This window comes from Pedobacter steynii (assembly GCF_900103665.1).
Lineage (GTDB): Bacteria > Bacteroidota > Bacteroidia > Sphingobacteriales > Sphingobacteriaceae > Pedobacter > Pedobacter steynii.
The window spans coordinates 193519-209513 of the sequence record NZ_FNGY01000010.1; the positions used below are offsets into that span (position 1 = coordinate 193519).

A 15995-nucleotide genomic window follows, 5' to 3' on the forward strand; every position below is an offset into this window, starting at 1 on the left:
TTACACCATATCAATATTACCAATACCATATCCGAACTCAGACAAAAGAATGCTATAAATGAAGATAAAATTAACGCTACCGGGACTTCTGCTTTTACTTGTGGTTGGACCTGTTTATGCACAACAGCCAGATATCGAAGTAAGCAGTTATACTAAACAGAAGACAATTAGTGCGTCAAGAAGTGTAACCCTTAAAACCGGTTTTCATGTTCCTGCGGGAGATACACTCCGGATCTTTATCGATGGAGGGCTTCAGCATTGTGTCGATCAGATCTTTCAGCCAAGCGCTAACCAAAACTATATATTGACCCGAACTTTCAAAGTTCCAAATGTGACTGCAGAGAATATTGGAGTTATACGCAAAACCTGCGAAGAAAATCAGGTGATCCAGTATTTCGATGGTCTCGGCAGGCCTGTTCAAATGATCAATGTTCATGGAAGTCCAACCTTTCGCGACTTGATTACGCCGGTTGCATACGATGCCTTTGGCCGGGAGGAGAAAAAATATTTACCTTACTCAGGAACACTGGCGACAAGTAACGGAAGTTATAAACCTGCCGCATTGACGGAACAAAATTCCTTTTATACAACTCCGGGAACAACAACTGGCTGGGCTGCCCCAGGTGTAACCGCCATCCCTAATGCTGCCTTTTCTAAAACAATCTTTGAAGCTTCACCTTTAAACCGGGTGCTGGAACAGGGAGCCCCAGGTGTTGCATGGCAGCCAGCGGCTACCAGAACCACTACAGGCAGAACTGCTATGCTCAGCTACGGAGCGAATAACAGCTTGACCGACTATGCCACAACAGGCCTTGCGGTAAGGTTGTATAATGCCACAACAGTTTTGGCTGAGCCCTATAAGAGGACCTTGTCCGGTACCGGTTATTACGGGGCTAATCAGCTTTATCTGACTATTAGCAAAGACGAGAATTGGACTTCCGCTGATGGAAAGGCAGGGACGGTAGAGGAGTATAAGGATAAAGAGGGACGAGTGGTATTGAAAAGGTTGTTCAATAAATCAGGAACAACAACAGAGGTGTTGTCTACTTATTATGTTTATGACGACTTTGGAAATCTCAGTTTTGTATTGCCTCCGGGGGCTAATCCGGATGCAGTAGTGGTGCCGACTCAGACTGTTTTGGATGATTTTTGCTATCAATATCGTTATGACGGCAGAAAAAGATTGATTGAAAAGAAGTTGCCCGTAAAAGGCTGGGAATTTCTATTGTACAATAAACTGGATCAAGTGGTGGCGACCCAGGATGCATTACAGAGAGCGAAGGCACCCCAGGAATATACGTTTACTAAATATGATGCATTGGGGCGGGTGGTGTTAACAGGGATATGTAGTCCCCCTGGAAGTACAGCTAATGTTTCTCAGCGTGAAGTCTTTCAGTCTGTCTTAGATAGAGAGACTGTGCTTTGGGAGGAGCGTGTTGAATCGGGTAATGGTTATAATGGACTGAGTAGCCCTAACAACAGTTTTATTACGACGATATTAACAATTAATTATTATAATGACTATTCCGTTCCAGGATTACCGGCTATTCCACCATATAACCTTTCAGGTAGTTACAGTAAGATGTTGAAGGGGCTTCCAACTGTAAGTCGTATCAATGTTCTGGGCACTAATGATATGTTATGGAATGTCCAATATTATGATGATGAAGGCCGGGTAGTGAAGACAATTCAGCAGCATTATAAGGGAGGAGAAGTTAGAGCTGATAATTATGATGAAGTAACCAATACTTACAGTTTCCCTGGAGAACTGGTGAATAGTACCAGAAAGCATTTTGTTTTAGGAGCAGAGAAACTATATGTCTATAATGAATTTGCCTATGATCATCAGGGACGAAAAACAGATACTAAACAAAAGACCGGAGATAATTCAGCAACGACTAATCCACTGGTTGTCCTGTCCAGAACTAACTATAATGAAGTCGGTCAGGTAACTAGCAAAGAACTCCATAGCACCAATGATGGAGCTGGTTTTGCTCAGAAAGTAGATTATGCTTATAATCCAAGAGGCTGGATGGAAAGAGCGTCTGCTCCTTTGTTTGCAACTGAACTGAAATATGAGAAGGACTCTGTAGGACTAATTCCGCAATATAACGGAAACATCAGTATGCAGAAATGGGGTGTAAATACCGGACTATCCAAGGCTTATACTTACACCTACGACAAATTGAACCGCTTGAGCGCTGGGGTTAGTACTGGCAATAATAACGAGCAGATCGGATATGACGTGATGGGGAATATTACGAGCCTGCAGCGTCATTCAGCAAATACCTTAATTGATCAGTTGACGTACAGTTACGCTGGAAATAAATTAAATACGGTTACCGATGAGAATACTAGCAATACGGATGTTAGTTTCCAGCTACCTGGTGCTACTTCCTATACTTATGATTTAAATGGGAATATGATTTCCCGAAGTAATGTAAGCCATGCAGGAAATAATCTGTCAGGAATTACCTATAATATATTGAATCTTCCTGCAACGGTTAATGCCAATGGAGCCTTGATTGCCTATGGTTATGATGCAAATGGGGGCAAACTAAGGAAACAGGTTACAGGCGCTGTAAATTCATTTAATGAGTATATTAGTGGTATCCAATACGAAGAAGGTGTGATGAAATTTGTGAGTACAGAAGCTGGGCGGGTTGTTCGCAATAGTGCGACAAATTACAGCTATGAGTATACGCTTAGTGATCACCTAGGAAATGGACGGTTGTATTTTGATATTAATGCTGGGGTTGCAAGAAAAATTCAGCAGACAGATTACTATCCTTTTGGGCTGGGCATACAAGGAACACTTTCTGGGATCGAGAACAAGTACCAGTATAATGGGAAAGAGAAGCAGGATCAAGAGAAGATGTATGATTACGGGGCAAGGTTCTATGATCCGGTGATTGGTAGGTGGAATGTAGTAGATCCTTTGGCGGAGAAAGATAGAAAGACAACCCCTTATGCTTATGGATTTAACAATCCGATAAACGTTGTCGACCCTGATGGTATGGAGGGGCAATGGATACCAGGCATAATTAACGGAAAATTGACTGCAATTGCAGAAAAAGGAGATAATGCACAGACATTAAAGAAGTTTTTAGGTGTTTCTCAAAAGCAAGCAGATGCAGAGTTTAAAAATATGAAAAAAGGAAAAATAACTCTTTCAGATAATATCCCTGGTGTTGCTTCTATTAATTCGGCAATTAGTGACGCTAATAAAAATCCTGATTCGTACGCGGATGGCACTCCTTGGTATTTGCCGAACCCTCAAAATTATAATTGTTATGAGTGTGCAATTTCGACATCAAAAGGAGAAACACCTAGTTTTCTTGGATCTCGTGCCCCTGAAAATGAAGATTTTAAAGATATTATGGGAGCCGATTTTAAACAGGTTACGAGTAAAACATTTGGTAAAACCATATTGAGTTTTAATGAGAAAAATTTTAACATATTTGAAGGGGCGTATGAAACACCTACTCATGCAGCAGCCTATTTAGGTACATCAAAAAATGGGACTGTATATACGTGGAGTAAAAATGGATTTACTGTAACCCCTAAAGTCCAAACAGTTGGTACTTTAGTAAAAGTGTATAATGATACATATAAGATTAGATTTTACAATCCAAAAACTAATTAAAAGAAATGAAAAAAGCAATTTATATTTTGGCGTTGATTATCGTTGTTGTTATTTCTTTTGAACTATTACAGATGGTAATAACAAATAAATATTATCACATAAATGAACTATTTTTATTGGCGACATTATTAATGTCAATGTTTTATAGAACTAGGGTAACTTGGTTCTTCGTTTTAATTATTTGTTTGTTGGGTGCATATAACTTGATGTTTATTCAACCTAAGTACAGTTCCCCTACCATTTTCAATTTTACTTATACAATGTATATACCATTGTTGAGTAAGGTTAATATGTATGTGATTAATGCGATAGCGGTACTCCCTATATTATTTTACCTTTTCACAGCTATTGTTTTTCTAACAAAACCTATCAGAAGCAAATACTGGCCTCAATCAAAAACAAATAATAATAATATAAAGGTGGAGCATCGGAATGTAACTGCCAACGAATCCAGCGAATTCTAAAAAAGTTAGGTAAGCGTGTTAGATTATGGGGCCAGGTTCTATGATCCGGTGATTGGGAGATGGAATGTTATTGATCCGTTGGCGGAAGGTATGAGAAGGTTTAGTCCTTACGTTTATTGTGGGAATAATCCGATTAGATTCGTTGATCCTGATGGAATGTTTTTTAACGAGTATGAGGTTGTTGTCCAAGGTGGCCAAGTGCAGAGCACGACTATGACTGGAACTAAGGGTGGTGATGTTACTGATTACGTAACAGTAGTAAATTTAGATGCAGCTCCACATACAAGCGGAATAACCAATTATACTGTTGACGTACAAACAGGCTACACTTCAGGTGTCGCGGCTGATGAAGGAGCAGGTAGTCAAAAACGACACCCTACTCCAGGTGTTAGACAGTTGCATGGGAGTATGCCTGTTGATGTGCAAGGATACTTCTGGTTAACCACAGGGCTTTTTGGTCGAGGGGCAGCCATTTTCAGGGGAGCAGGTGCTTTAGAGGGAGCAGCTACATTTGCTCCGGAGGCGGGAGTTAAACTTAGTCAAGCTTTATCAGAAGCTGGCGGCAGTAAATTGGTCGCAGCTTTTTTGGGATGGGGCGATAAAACTATAATAAGGAAAACAGCAGGTGACTTTACAAAAAAACAATTGTTAGAGGCTGGTTATACGAAAGAAGTATTGCACAATATTTATTCGGGTCTTGTAAAAGCAGGCGAAAAAACGCTTACAAACGGCGGCTCAGGGGCATTGAATCCGGCATCTGTCGTATGGGCCCGGCAAGTTTTAGAAATTTTAAAAACACACTTCTAATGAAAAAAATTAAAATCCAAATTCGGAATTGTAGCAATGGCTCTATGTCAATAACCAAGGAGCCAGAGGCAGTACAGGGGTTTATTAGCGAGGGCGATATAATTGATGTTGAAACTAATGAAGAAGAGGACAACATTTTAATTAATGTTGGTAAGAATGATGATGGGTCAATTTATATCCAAATATGGGATGCTCGCAATACAAACTACATAATATATCATAAAGGAAAAGATATGTTTGAAGAGTATTTATAGTAGAAAATGGTGATGTTACAAATTATATAATAATATTGTAGCATATTTATGGCAACAATATCCATTGTTATTTGTTAATTCGTCTTATTTAAATAATCTACGGTTTTTTTTAAACGATTATAACTTTATAGTAATAGTGGAGTCTGGAAATTTTAACAAGCCAGAGTTTACTATTGCCGAAAAAAACTTAGATAAAGAGATTGATGGTCGAATTAACTTTGAAAGTTTTTCTGTAGAGGATTTATGGTTCGAGACTAATAGTAGGTAAGAAAACGCATTAGGCTGTACGATTATGGGGCAAGGTTCTATGACCCGGTGATAGGCAGGTGGAATGTAGTGGATCCGCTGGCTGAGCTTGACAGAAAGACTAACCCTTATGCGTATGTATTCGATAATCCGATGAGATTTGTTGATCCGACAGGAATGAAAGGAGAGTCAACACATACAGACATGTTCGGAAACGTTTTGGCAATTTACAATGATGGCGATTTGGGTGTCTATAGACATAAAAATGCCTGGAATAAAGAAGATGTTGATAAAAAATATTATTCGATAAGTGGACCATCTGCAGGCGGACAGAAAATGGGAGAAACATGGACTCCTTTTGGTTTTGCAGATTTTGATTATTTTCAGAAGAATGGAGTAGGTAGATACGGTTCGGTAAAAGTCGCAGATAGAGCGAAGATAGATTTTAATTCTTCCTGGGCTCAGAATAGAGTTAAAGAAGTTTTAGAAGATAGTCCCTCTGCCTATCAATATTCTAAGTTGGCTGGAGGCGGTCAAACTTGGGATATTAAGGCCCATGCACCCCTTAAGAATTCGTCCTATGGTTCTTTGCTCTGGGGTAAGTTTGCATCAGCAAAGGATGCGGGGAATATTGCGGCAGGGATCGTTGCTGAGAGTTCTAATTTTCCAACAATTGGAATTGATTATGGTTTCGGCGTATACAATCAAGCTGGCAATAACGAAAAAGCCGCAGTGTTTATGGGGATAAGAGATATTTTTACCACTATAATGACACCTCAAGCTGGATTATTTCAGTTTTTAAGGACAGCGTTTACTGGAGAAGATAAGCTAACAAGAGATGGTATTAATGCCGGTAAAAAAATATTTAGATAAGTCATGAAAAATATTGCATTTATTTGTTTTTTTTCGCTGATATTTTTGTCTTGTAAAGAGGAGGCTCAGAAAATAATACATTATGAATTTGAAGGTGTAAAAGTTAGTCGGTGCGACCTCGAAAAAAGGACTTACCTTTATTACGGAGAATGTAACAATGTTCTTTCTATAAAAAAAAATGTATCTCTGATAGTTGATTGGCAATTCGATGATTATCTACAGGCTTCCCTGATTTTTCATAAAGATGGGAAGGTTCAGGTAATGAGTGGTGGTGGCGGTAAATTTAAGCAGATAAGTAGAAAGAATAAGATCTATTTTAAAGAATATGAATCGCCGGAATATAATAGAATAATGGATCAATATGCTGCTCCAAATGACCTTAATAATCTTTGCTATCTTTTTGATAACACTCAATTTGAACTCGAACAAAATAAAAAGTTTGGAAGTAAGGTTGTTATTACAAATGAATTAGAAAATGCGAAAATTTGTCGGTAAAGACTGCTCGATGAGAAGATGTACGATTATAGGGCGAGGTTTTATGATCCGGTGATAGGACGTTTTAGTACTGCTGATCCGCTTTCTGAGAAGATTCGAAGGTTTAGCCCTTACAGTTATACCTTTGGTAATCCTATCAGATTTGTAGATTCTGATGGGATGATGGCTGATGATATTGTGTTTAGAGGAACCGATAATAAGGAAATACGAATTAAAGCTGCGGGAGATCACAAATATGTTGAAATTTTGAACTATAATCTCAACTTATAAAACAAAAAGCTCCTTGCTTCAATCAGAGCAGGGAGCTTTTTTAGGATAACGATCCAGGTTTACATCAGGTCAAACCCGATATCTTCCCTGAAATATTTCCCGTCAAAATAAATGCGTGCAGCGTCTCCTGTTGCGGATTGTAAAGCATCAAACTGGTTGTCCTGAAGACTGGTTACTGCCAATACTCTTCCGCCATTGGTTTTTACCACACCACCTTCTAGATTCGTGCCTGCTTGGAATACCAGGGAGTTACGCACATTATCAATCCCCGTGATGGATTTCCCTTTTTCGTAATCTCCGGGATAGCCACCTGCAACGATCATTACCGTTGCTGCATTTTTAGGACTGATCTTTAACTTATAATCTTTTAGTTTTTTCTGTGTGGTTGCTACAAAAAGTTCAACCAGGTCATTTTCTATACGTGGGATCACGCTTTCTGTCTCAGGGTCGCCCATGCGGCAGTTATATTCAATGATCAAGGGTTCATCGCCAACTTTGAACAAGCCAAAGAAGATGAATCCGGTATAGTCAATTTTATCTTTCTTTAAGCCATTAATGGTCGGGATAATGATCTGCTGTTCTACTTTAGTCATGAACGCCTCGTCCGCAAAAGGAACCGGAGATACAGAACCCATTCCGCCCGTGTTCAGACCCGTGTCTGCCTGTCCGATCTTTTTGTAATCTTTTGCTTCCGGAAGGATCACATAGTTTTCCCCATCAGTCAGTACAAATACAGAAAGTTCTATGCCATTTAAAAATGCTTCTACTACGACTGTACTTCCCGCATTACCGAATTTACCACCCAGCATCAGTTTTAGTTCTGCCTGTGCTTCAGCAATATTATCCAGGATCAATACGCCTTTACCAGCTGCGAGTCCATCTGCTTTTAGCACGATAGGCAACGCATGTGTTTCCAGGTATTTTAAGCCTTCTTCCAGGCTCTCATTGGTGAAAGACCTTGATGCCGGAGTGGGGATGCCATGACGGGCCATAAACTGCTTGGAAAAATCTTTACTTCCTTCCAGTATCGCGCCTTCTTTTTTAGGCCCGATTACAGGAATATGAGCTAAGGCTTCATCATTGACAAAAAAGTCGTGGATGCCGTTTACCAATGGTTCTTCGGGCCCAACTACCAACAGATCGATGGCTTCTTTTAAGGCAAAAGCTTTTACCGCTTCAAAATCATTTGGGTTTAGGTTGATGTTTTTACCATAAGCACCCGTTCCACCGTTACCCGGAGCAATAAATAATTGGGAACATTCAGAAGATTGGCTCATTTTCCAGGCTAAAGCACTTTCCCTGCCGCCAGAACCTAATAGTAAGATATTCATCTATGTATGGTTTGTTGTTTGAATTGTTTTGATGGAGAACCATATCCGGTTCGTATTGGCAAATATACCGCTTTAGCTAAATTATCACAGTTTAAGTTTGAATTTAAGAGATAAAGCTATAGGAACGACCTTGTTGGTGCAAAAAAGCGGCCTGTTTTCGGAAACAGATGCCAACATTGTGTTGACATGGGACTGTCGTGGGATAGCTCTATAGATACAAAATCACGATCGGTATTACTTCATCTGAAGTTTAATTTTAGGAACTTGTAATTTTTAGTCCAACCTTTACGACTTACCCCGCAAATAAAAGAAGATGGAAAAAGTATTTATCGAAATGATAAACGAACATCGGGGGATTATCTACAAAGTCTGTAATCTGTACTGCCTGGAAAAGGAGTATAAGAAAGACCTCTTTCAGGAAATCGTACTGCAGCTTTGGAAGGCCTTTCCTTCTTTTAGAAATGAGTCGCAACGCAGCACCTGGATGTACCGGGTGGCCTTAAATACAGCGATTACCATTTTTAGAAAAGAAAGCAAGGCCCCGGAACGGAGAAGCATCTCTGATGCGGAATTTGAAATCCCTGACATGGATTCGTTTGAAGATCAACACGAACAGATGGGGCTGTTAAAACAGGCGATAAGCACTTTGACACAAATCGAAAAGGCAATTATCCTGCTTTATCTCGAAGAGAAAAGTTATGAAGAGATCAGTGAGATCATCGGAATCACGAGAACAAATGTGGGCGTGAAAATCAACAGGATAAAAATCAAGCTGGAAAAAATTATTAAATCAGATCGTTATGAACTTAGATGAATTAAAGGGAGCCTGGACAGCATATGATGATCAGCTCAAATCTACAAAGGAAATTGAAGATCAGGTGATCGCTGGCATGATCAGAAAAAGATCCATTTCTACTGTTGCCACGATAAAGAAAAGTTATTTGTATGGCATCTATTTCTGTTGCTTCTATATCCTGGCCTTTGCGCTGATCAACATAGGCGATCCTTTCGATTATACCCATGACTTTGAACAAATCCCAACTAATGCCATATTGGGGGCGCTGATTTTGATTCTTGTTGTCCTGTTGGTGGCGCGTCATACCATGAAAAAACTGGAGATCCCGGGGCAATCGTTATTAACCTATCTGGAAAATGTCATTAAGGAGTACCGTAAAACGCAGAAATTACTATTTTGGTTTGTTTGTACGATTATGTTTTCTGCTTCAGTATTGGTCCCGCTGACATTTCTATCCAGAAAGATCGCTAAATCGGGCTTATGGTTTGGCTTGATCGATACCTTTGGCTTATTGATCTTCTTAGTGGTTTTCAATGTTGTTTCTAATGTCATTGCAAAGAGAAAGGGAGTTGGAGAACGTTCCTGGTGGAGTTTTAAGGTGATCATTAAAGAATTGGAGGAGCTGAAAACCATGGCCGCTGAATTAAAGAACAGCTAAGCCCTAAATACTTTTGATAAAATGATAAAGATTGTTAAATAAAGTTGGCATACTAAAGCAAAGTACAGGATATTTTGTAATTTTAGCACCCGACAACTGCCATTCTGACTTATTGTTTGATATGGCTTGGTTGTTGTAATTTAGTCATTTTTCAATAAGTAATAAATAATAAACACAAACATAAAAGATGTTAGGATTTTTAACCAAGGTATTTGGAAGCAAATCGGAAAGAGATATTAAGGCATTACAGCCTATAGTTATCAAAATAAACGAAGAATATTCGAAGCTTTCTGTACTGAGCAATGATGAGTTGCGTAATAAAACAGTTTACTTTAAAGATGTTATTGCACAGGCTTTAACAGAGATTGACGGTAAGATCAGCGGTTTAAAAACTGAGGCAGAAGGTCAGGATTTGTCATTGGCTGCAAAAACTGCACTATATGATCAGATCGATGAGTTGATCAAGGATCGTGATAAGGAATTAGAGGTCGTATTACTGGACATTCTTCCACAGGCATTTGCGGTGGTAAAAGAAACTTCAAGACGTTTCTCTGAAAATGAAAGCCTGGAGGTGACTGCAAGTCAGCATGACAGAGATTATGCGGCACGCAGAAGCAATGTTAAAATTCAGGGTGATAAAGCCTTCTGGGCAAATACATGGGATGCTGCCGGTACTGAGGTGAAGTGGAACATGGTACATTACGATGTACAGTTGATCGGTGGTATGGTTTTACACAGTGGTAAAATTGCGGAGATGGCAACGGGTGAGGGTAAGACTTTGGTAAGTACATTACCAGCCTACCTGAATGCTTTAGCTGGAAAAGGGGTTCACATTGTAACTGTGAATGATTACCTGGCACGACGTGACTCGGAGTGGAATGGTCCTTTATTTGAATTCCACGGAATTAAGGTAGATTGTATCGATAAGCATGAGCCAAACTCTCAGGAGCGCAGGGATGCTTACCTTGCTGATATCACTTATGGTACCAACAATGAATTCGGTTTTGATTACCTGCGTGACAATATGTCGCAAACGCCGGATCAATTGGTACAACGCAAATTGCATTTCGCAATGGTGGATGAGGTCGATTCAGTTTTAATTGATGATGCCCGTACACCTTTGATCATTTCCGGTCCGGTTCCTTTTGGTGATCAGCATGAGTTTCATGAACTGAAACCAAGGATCGAAAGACTGGTTGCTGCGCAAAGAGAATATGTGACCAAAGCTTTAAATGAAGCTAAGAAAATGATTAATGATGGTAAAGCCGGAACCGAAGAGGGTGAAGGTGGTTTGGCACTTTTACGTGCACACCGTGGTTTGCCTAAAAATAAAGCGCTGATCAAGTTTTTAAGCGAGGGTAGTGTAAAACAAACCTTATTGAAAACTGAAAACCACTATATGGCGGATCAGTCGAAGAACATGCCGAAAGTAGATTCGGAATTGTTCTTCTATATCGACGAGAAAAATAACCAGGTAGAACTTACTGAAAAAGGAATTGAGCTGATCACCAAATCCGGTGAAGATGCGCATTTCTTCGTATTGCCTGATGTAGGTACAGAGATTGCTGATATTGAGAAATCTACTTTGAGCAGCGAAGAGAAAATTGCTCAGAAAGATGCGTTGATGCGTGACTATTCCATCAAAGCAGAAAGAATCCACTCGGTAAATCAGTTGTTGAAAGCGTATACTTTGTTTGAGATTGATGTGGAATACATCATCGATGAAGGAAAGATTAAAATCGTAGATGAGCAGACGGGTCGTATCATGGATGGCCGTCGTTATTCTGATGGTTTACACCAGGCGATCGAAGCAAAGGAAAATGTGAAAGTAGAAGATGCTTCACAGACTTATGCAACGGTTACCCTGCAAAACTTCTTCCGTATGTATCACAAACTTTGTGGTATGACGGGTACAGCGACTACGGAAGCTGGTGAGTTCTGGTCGATCTATAAACTGGATGTAGTGGAAATCCCTACAAACAGAGTGATTTCGAGAAAAGATCATCAGGATTACGTATACCGTACAGTTCGTGAAAAATACAATGCAGTAGCAGAAGAAATCGTGAAATTAACGGAGGCAGGCCGCCCGGTATTGGTGGGTACAACCTCAGTAGAGATTTCAGAGTTACTCAGCCGTATGCTGAAACTTCGCGGAATTAAGCACAATGTGTTAAACGCGAAAATGCACCAGAAAGAGGCAGACATTGTTGCTGAAGCTGGTCAGGCAGGACAGGTAACGATCGCGACCAACATGGCGGGTCGTGGTACGGATATTAAACTGGGTGCAGGTGTTAAAGAAGCCGGAGGTTTGGCGATTGTAGGTACAGAGCGTCATGAGTCCCGTCGCGTAGACAGACAGTTGCGTGGTCGTGCAGGTCGTCAGGGTGATCCGGGTTCATCTCAGTTCTTTGTGTCTCTTGAGGATAACTTAATGAGGTTGTTCGGTTCTGAAAGAATCTCCAACATCATGGTGAAAATGGGAATTGAAGATGGTGAAGTGATTCAGCATTCGATGATCACCAAATCTATTGAGCGTGCACAGAAGAAAGTAGAAGAAAATAACTTCGGTATCCGGAAGCGTTTATTGGAGTATGATGATGTGATGAACTCACAACGTACAGTAATCTATGCTAAACGTAAAAATGCCTTGTTTGGCGAGCGTTTAGATGTAGACATGAACAACATGACGTTTGATGTGGCGGAAGATATCGTTACGGAATATAAAGAAGAAGGAAACTATGAAGGTTTCAAACTGGAAGTGATCAAAAACTTCTCTGCTGATACTTCAATTGATGAGGCTGAATTCAGCTCCAGAAATATTCATCACCTGACGGATAAATTGTTTGAGGAAGTGACTGCATTTTATGCAAGAAAATCAGAAGCGATCATTGCGCAGGCAATGCCGGTATTGAACCAGGTATATGAAGAACGTGGTGAGCATATCGAACAGATCATCGTTCCTTTTACAGATGGTATCCGTAGCATCCAGGTTCCGGTAGGATTGAAAACTGCAATTGATAACGGTGGCCGTGAGGTGACTAAATCTTTTGAGAAAACAATTGTACTTGCCTTGATCGATGAATCATGGAAAGAGCATTTACGTGAAATGGATGAATTGAAACAATCGGTTCAGAATGCAGTTTATGAGCAGAAAGATCCATTGATCATTTATAAAATGGAAGCCTTCAACTTGTTTAAAAACATGCTGAATGCGGTGAATAAAGAAGTAGTAAGCTTCCTGTACAAAGGAGGAATTCCTGTTCAAACTGATCCAAATGATGTGCGGGAGGCGCAGGCTCACCGGCCGGCACCCAGTAGATTAAAAATGTCAAAACCGGAATTTGTAGGTTCAGAAGGAAGTATCGATGGGATGCCAATGGAGGATACCCGCGAGATTACTCCACAACAACCGATACGTAAAGAAGTTACAACAGGAAGAAACGAACCATGCCCTTGTGGAAGTGGTAAGAAATTCAAAAACTGCCATGGTGCGGGATTGTAATTTGTAATACACATATAGAATGCCGATTTTTGTAACAAAAAATTCGGCATTCTTTTTTTTAAGCCATTTCATGAAAATATTAATTACCGGTATATTTTGTTGTTTTTCTATTGCCCTGTTTGCTCAGGACAAAGGTCATGTGAATATTGTTAAAGATCCGATGATCGACAGCCTGATTGCCAAACGTATTGCTTTAAATACGAAATCTACCGCCGTAGTTGCGACGGGAAAGCCATCCACCGCCATCGTTTCCCAAATGGGATTTCGGGTGCAGGTATTCTATGGTTCCGACAGACGCAAAGTGTTTAATGAACAGGCGCGCTTCAAATCCAGCTACTCCTCACTGAATACTTATATTACTTATAAAGAACCCAATTATTATTTGCGTGTAGGTGATTTTAGAACCAGACTGGAAGCCCAGCGCCTGTTAAATGAACTGAAACCAATGTTCCCGACTTTATTTATTTTCAGGGAAAAAATCAATGCCCCTAACTTAGATTACAGCAATGACAATTAAAGATAAGATCCAAAGCCTTTCGGCCGATATATTTGATCAGGTAAGAGGTTACCGTCAGCACATTCATGCCAATCCTGAACTTTCTTTTAAGGAATTTGAAACTTCTGCTTTTATCAAAAAGCATTTGGAAGAATGGGGAATCCCTTATACCGAAATGGCAAATACCGGTGTGGTAGGCCTGATTGAAGGAGGTATTCCTTCTGATAAAATCGTTGCACTTCGTGCGGATATGGATGCCCTTCCGATCATTGAAGCAAATGAGAAACCCTATGTGTCTAAAAATGTGGGGGTGATGCATGCCTGTGGACATGATGTACACAGTTCTTCTTTATTGGGGACTGCTTATATCCTGAACAGCATGAAAGCGGATTTTGCAGGAAAGATCAAGCTGATTTTCCAGCCGGGAGAAGAAGTATTGCCAGGTGGTGCAAGTATCATGATTAAAGAGGGGGTATTAGAGAATCCTAAGCCTCAGGCGATCATCGGACAACATGTGATGCCATTGATCGATGCAGGGAAGGTTGGCTTCCGCTCGGGCATTTATATGGCTTCTACAGATGAATTATATGTGACGGTACATGGTAAAGGTGGCCATGGTGCCCAGCCTCATCAGAATATTGATCCGGTATTGATTGCGGCACATATTGTGGTTGCTTTACAACAGATCGTCAGCAGAAATGCAGATCCGCGTTTGCCTTCGGTACTTTCTTTTGGAAAGGTACAGGCCAACGGTGCGACAAACATCATTCCTAACGAAGTGAAAATGGAAGGTACTTTCAGGACACTGAATGAGGATTGGCGTAAGGAAGCGAAAAAGCTGATGAAGAAAATGGCGGAAGGTATTGCAGAGAGCATGGGCGGTAGTTGTGATTTCAATATCATGGATGGTTATCCTTATCTGATTAATGAAGAAAAACTAAGCGATAATGCCCGTTTGTATGCGGAAGATTACCTAGGTAAAGAAAATGTACTGGACCTGGACATCTGGATGGCGGCGGAAGATTTTGCTTACTATTCTCAGGTAACAGATGCTTGTTTCTACAGGTTGGGAACAGGAAATAAAGAAAAAGGAACGAGTTATTCGGTACATACGCCAAATTTTGACGTTGATGAAGATGCTTTAAAGCTGTCGACGGGCTTAATGGCTTATATCGCATTAAAACAATTGGGAAATTAGGGTGCTTCAAATAAAGAAAATAGGATTACTGGTTGTTTTTGCCCTTTGTTATTTAAAAAACTCAGGTCAGGAAATTGCCCGCTTTAATCCGGATACGATCAAGACGATCCAGCTGGATTCTGCAGTGAACATCACTGCCCAGAAATTCGGTGTGGAGACCTTCATCAATGCGATCATTACGGATAACAGCTTTTATCAGGCTTTCCGGAATATGAAAAAGTATGGTTTCATTGCTGAAAACAGAATCTTCACATATAACAAGAAAAATAAGGTAGACGGTAAGATTTACCGGAAAATCAAACACCACCCTTCCGGGCCTGTTAAAATGGAATACCTGGTTAAACAGGATACGGGAAAGGTGTATAAGAAAAATGGCAAATACCAGTTGTATACCATAGAGATGTTCGATTATATTTTTATGAATGCTTACAACTCGGAATTTGTTGCCGAAGGGCCAATGACTACAGGCAAAGGCGGAGAAAGTAACGAGAGTTATAAGAGTAAGCTAAAGACATTGATCTTTGCTCCTGGAAGACCGATCAAAGGCTTGCCTTTTATAGGAAGTAAAACCCAGATTTTTACGGCAAATATGCGTCAGTATTATGATTACAGCTATTATAGCGGCACTTATCTGGATTCTATTCCGGTGTACTGGTTTAAAGTGAAGGTGAAGCCTGACCTCAGTAACGGGACTAAGGACGGCCTGATGATCAAGGAGCTGACGACCATTTTTGATAAGCGGAATTTTGAGATTCTGGGCCGCTATGTGGACATGAAATACAGCAATATGCTGTTTGATTTTGATGTACAGATGAACATTGAAATGAGCTATTTTGAGGGGGAGAAATTACCAAGTAAAATCTCTTATCAGGGGAATTGGGATTACCCTTTTAAAAAGGAGGAAAGGGCGAGCTTTTTAATCGTTCATAAAGACTATCAAGGCGAAAAACGTTAACTTT

Annotated in this window: 12 protein-coding genes and 1 pseudogene; 12 read left to right on the top strand and 1 reads right to left on the bottom strand. The window is 40.2% G+C overall.

What is annotated here, in order from left to right; all coding sequences use genetic code 11:
• The first annotated feature begins 58 nt into the window (after nt 1–58).
• The 6 genes and pseudogenes from BLQ87_RS25150 to BLQ87_RS25180 all read left to right on the top strand — a co-directional run bounded on the left by BLQ87_RS25150 (nt 59) and on the right by BLQ87_RS25180 (nt 7055).
• Nucleotides 59–3646, top strand: a complete 3588-nt coding sequence (locus tag BLQ87_RS25150; protein WP_074611679.1) for a DUF6443 domain-containing protein — start codon at nt 59–61, stop codon at nt 3644–3646.
• A gap of 485 nt (nt 3647–4131) precedes the next feature.
• Nucleotides 4132–4269 (top strand): annotated as a pseudogene (locus BLQ87_RS34280) (RHS repeat-associated core domain-containing protein); the annotation flags it as partial.
• Nucleotides 4270–4916: 647 nt separating this feature from the next.
• Nucleotides 4917–5171 (top strand): hypothetical protein, encoded by a 255-nt coding sequence (locus BLQ87_RS25165; RefSeq protein ID WP_074611681.1) that lies wholly within the window; start codon nt 4917–4919, stop codon nt 5169–5171.
• A 282-nt stretch (nt 5172–5453) separates the two neighbouring features.
• Nucleotides 5454–6290 carry an RHS repeat-associated core domain-containing protein gene (locus BLQ87_RS33255; RefSeq protein ID WP_216857862.1) on the top strand — a complete coding sequence of 279 codons (837 nt, stop codon included), beginning with the start codon at nt 5454–5456 and terminating at the stop codon, nt 6288–6290.
• 3 nt (nt 6291–6293) lie between these two features.
• Entirely contained in the window at nt 6294–6785 is a 492-nt protein-coding gene (locus BLQ87_RS25175) for a hypothetical protein (protein ID WP_074611682.1), read from the top strand.
• Between the two features lie 18 nt (nt 6786–6803).
• Nucleotides 6804–7055, top strand: coding sequence for an RHS repeat domain-containing protein (locus BLQ87_RS25180; RefSeq protein ID WP_074611683.1), 252 nt, complete (start codon nt 6804–6806; stop codon nt 7053–7055).
• 59 nt (nt 7056–7114) lie between these two features.
• Here BLQ87_RS25180 and purD read toward each other — a convergent pair whose 3' ends face one another.
• A complete protein-coding gene (gene purD, locus BLQ87_RS25185; protein ID WP_074611684.1) occupies nt 7115–8386 on the bottom strand; it encodes a phosphoribosylamine--glycine ligase in 1272 nt (423 codons plus the stop codon).
• A gap of 313 nt (nt 8387–8699) precedes the next feature.
• On the opposite strand from purD, the gene BLQ87_RS25190 reads away from it, so the two are divergent.
• From BLQ87_RS25190 to BLQ87_RS25215, 6 genes are all read left to right on the top strand, one after another.
• Nucleotides 8700–9200: an RNA polymerase sigma factor gene (locus BLQ87_RS25190; RefSeq protein ID WP_074611685.1), complete on the top strand. Its 501-nt coding sequence runs from the start codon at nt 8700–8702 to the stop codon at nt 9198–9200.
• On the top strand, nt 9187–9840 hold the full coding sequence (locus BLQ87_RS25195) for a hypothetical protein (RefSeq protein WP_074611686.1): 654 nt from the start codon (nt 9187–9189) through the stop codon (nt 9838–9840). Before BLQ87_RS25190 ends, BLQ87_RS25195 begins: the two co-directional genes overlap by 14 nt.
• Before the next feature lie 187 nt (nt 9841–10027).
• Nucleotides 10028–13342: a preprotein translocase subunit SecA gene (gene secA / locus BLQ87_RS25200; protein ID WP_074611687.1), complete on the top strand. Its 3315-nt coding sequence runs from the start codon at nt 10028–10030 to the stop codon at nt 13340–13342.
• A gap of 70 nt (nt 13343–13412) precedes the next feature.
• A complete protein-coding gene (locus BLQ87_RS25205; RefSeq protein WP_245723925.1) occupies nt 13413–13859 on the top strand; it encodes an SPOR domain-containing protein in 447 nt (148 codons plus the stop codon).
• Nucleotides 13849–15036: a M20 metallopeptidase family protein gene (locus tag BLQ87_RS25210; protein WP_074611689.1), complete on the top strand. Its 1188-nt coding sequence runs from the start codon at nt 13849–13851 to the stop codon at nt 15034–15036. Before BLQ87_RS25205 ends, BLQ87_RS25210 begins: the two co-directional genes overlap by 11 nt.
• Before the next feature lie 10 nt (nt 15037–15046).
• Nucleotides 15047–15991, top strand: coding sequence for a hypothetical protein (locus BLQ87_RS25215; protein WP_074611777.1), 945 nt, complete (start codon nt 15047–15049; stop codon nt 15989–15991).
• Nucleotides 15992–15995: the final 4 nt, after the last annotated feature.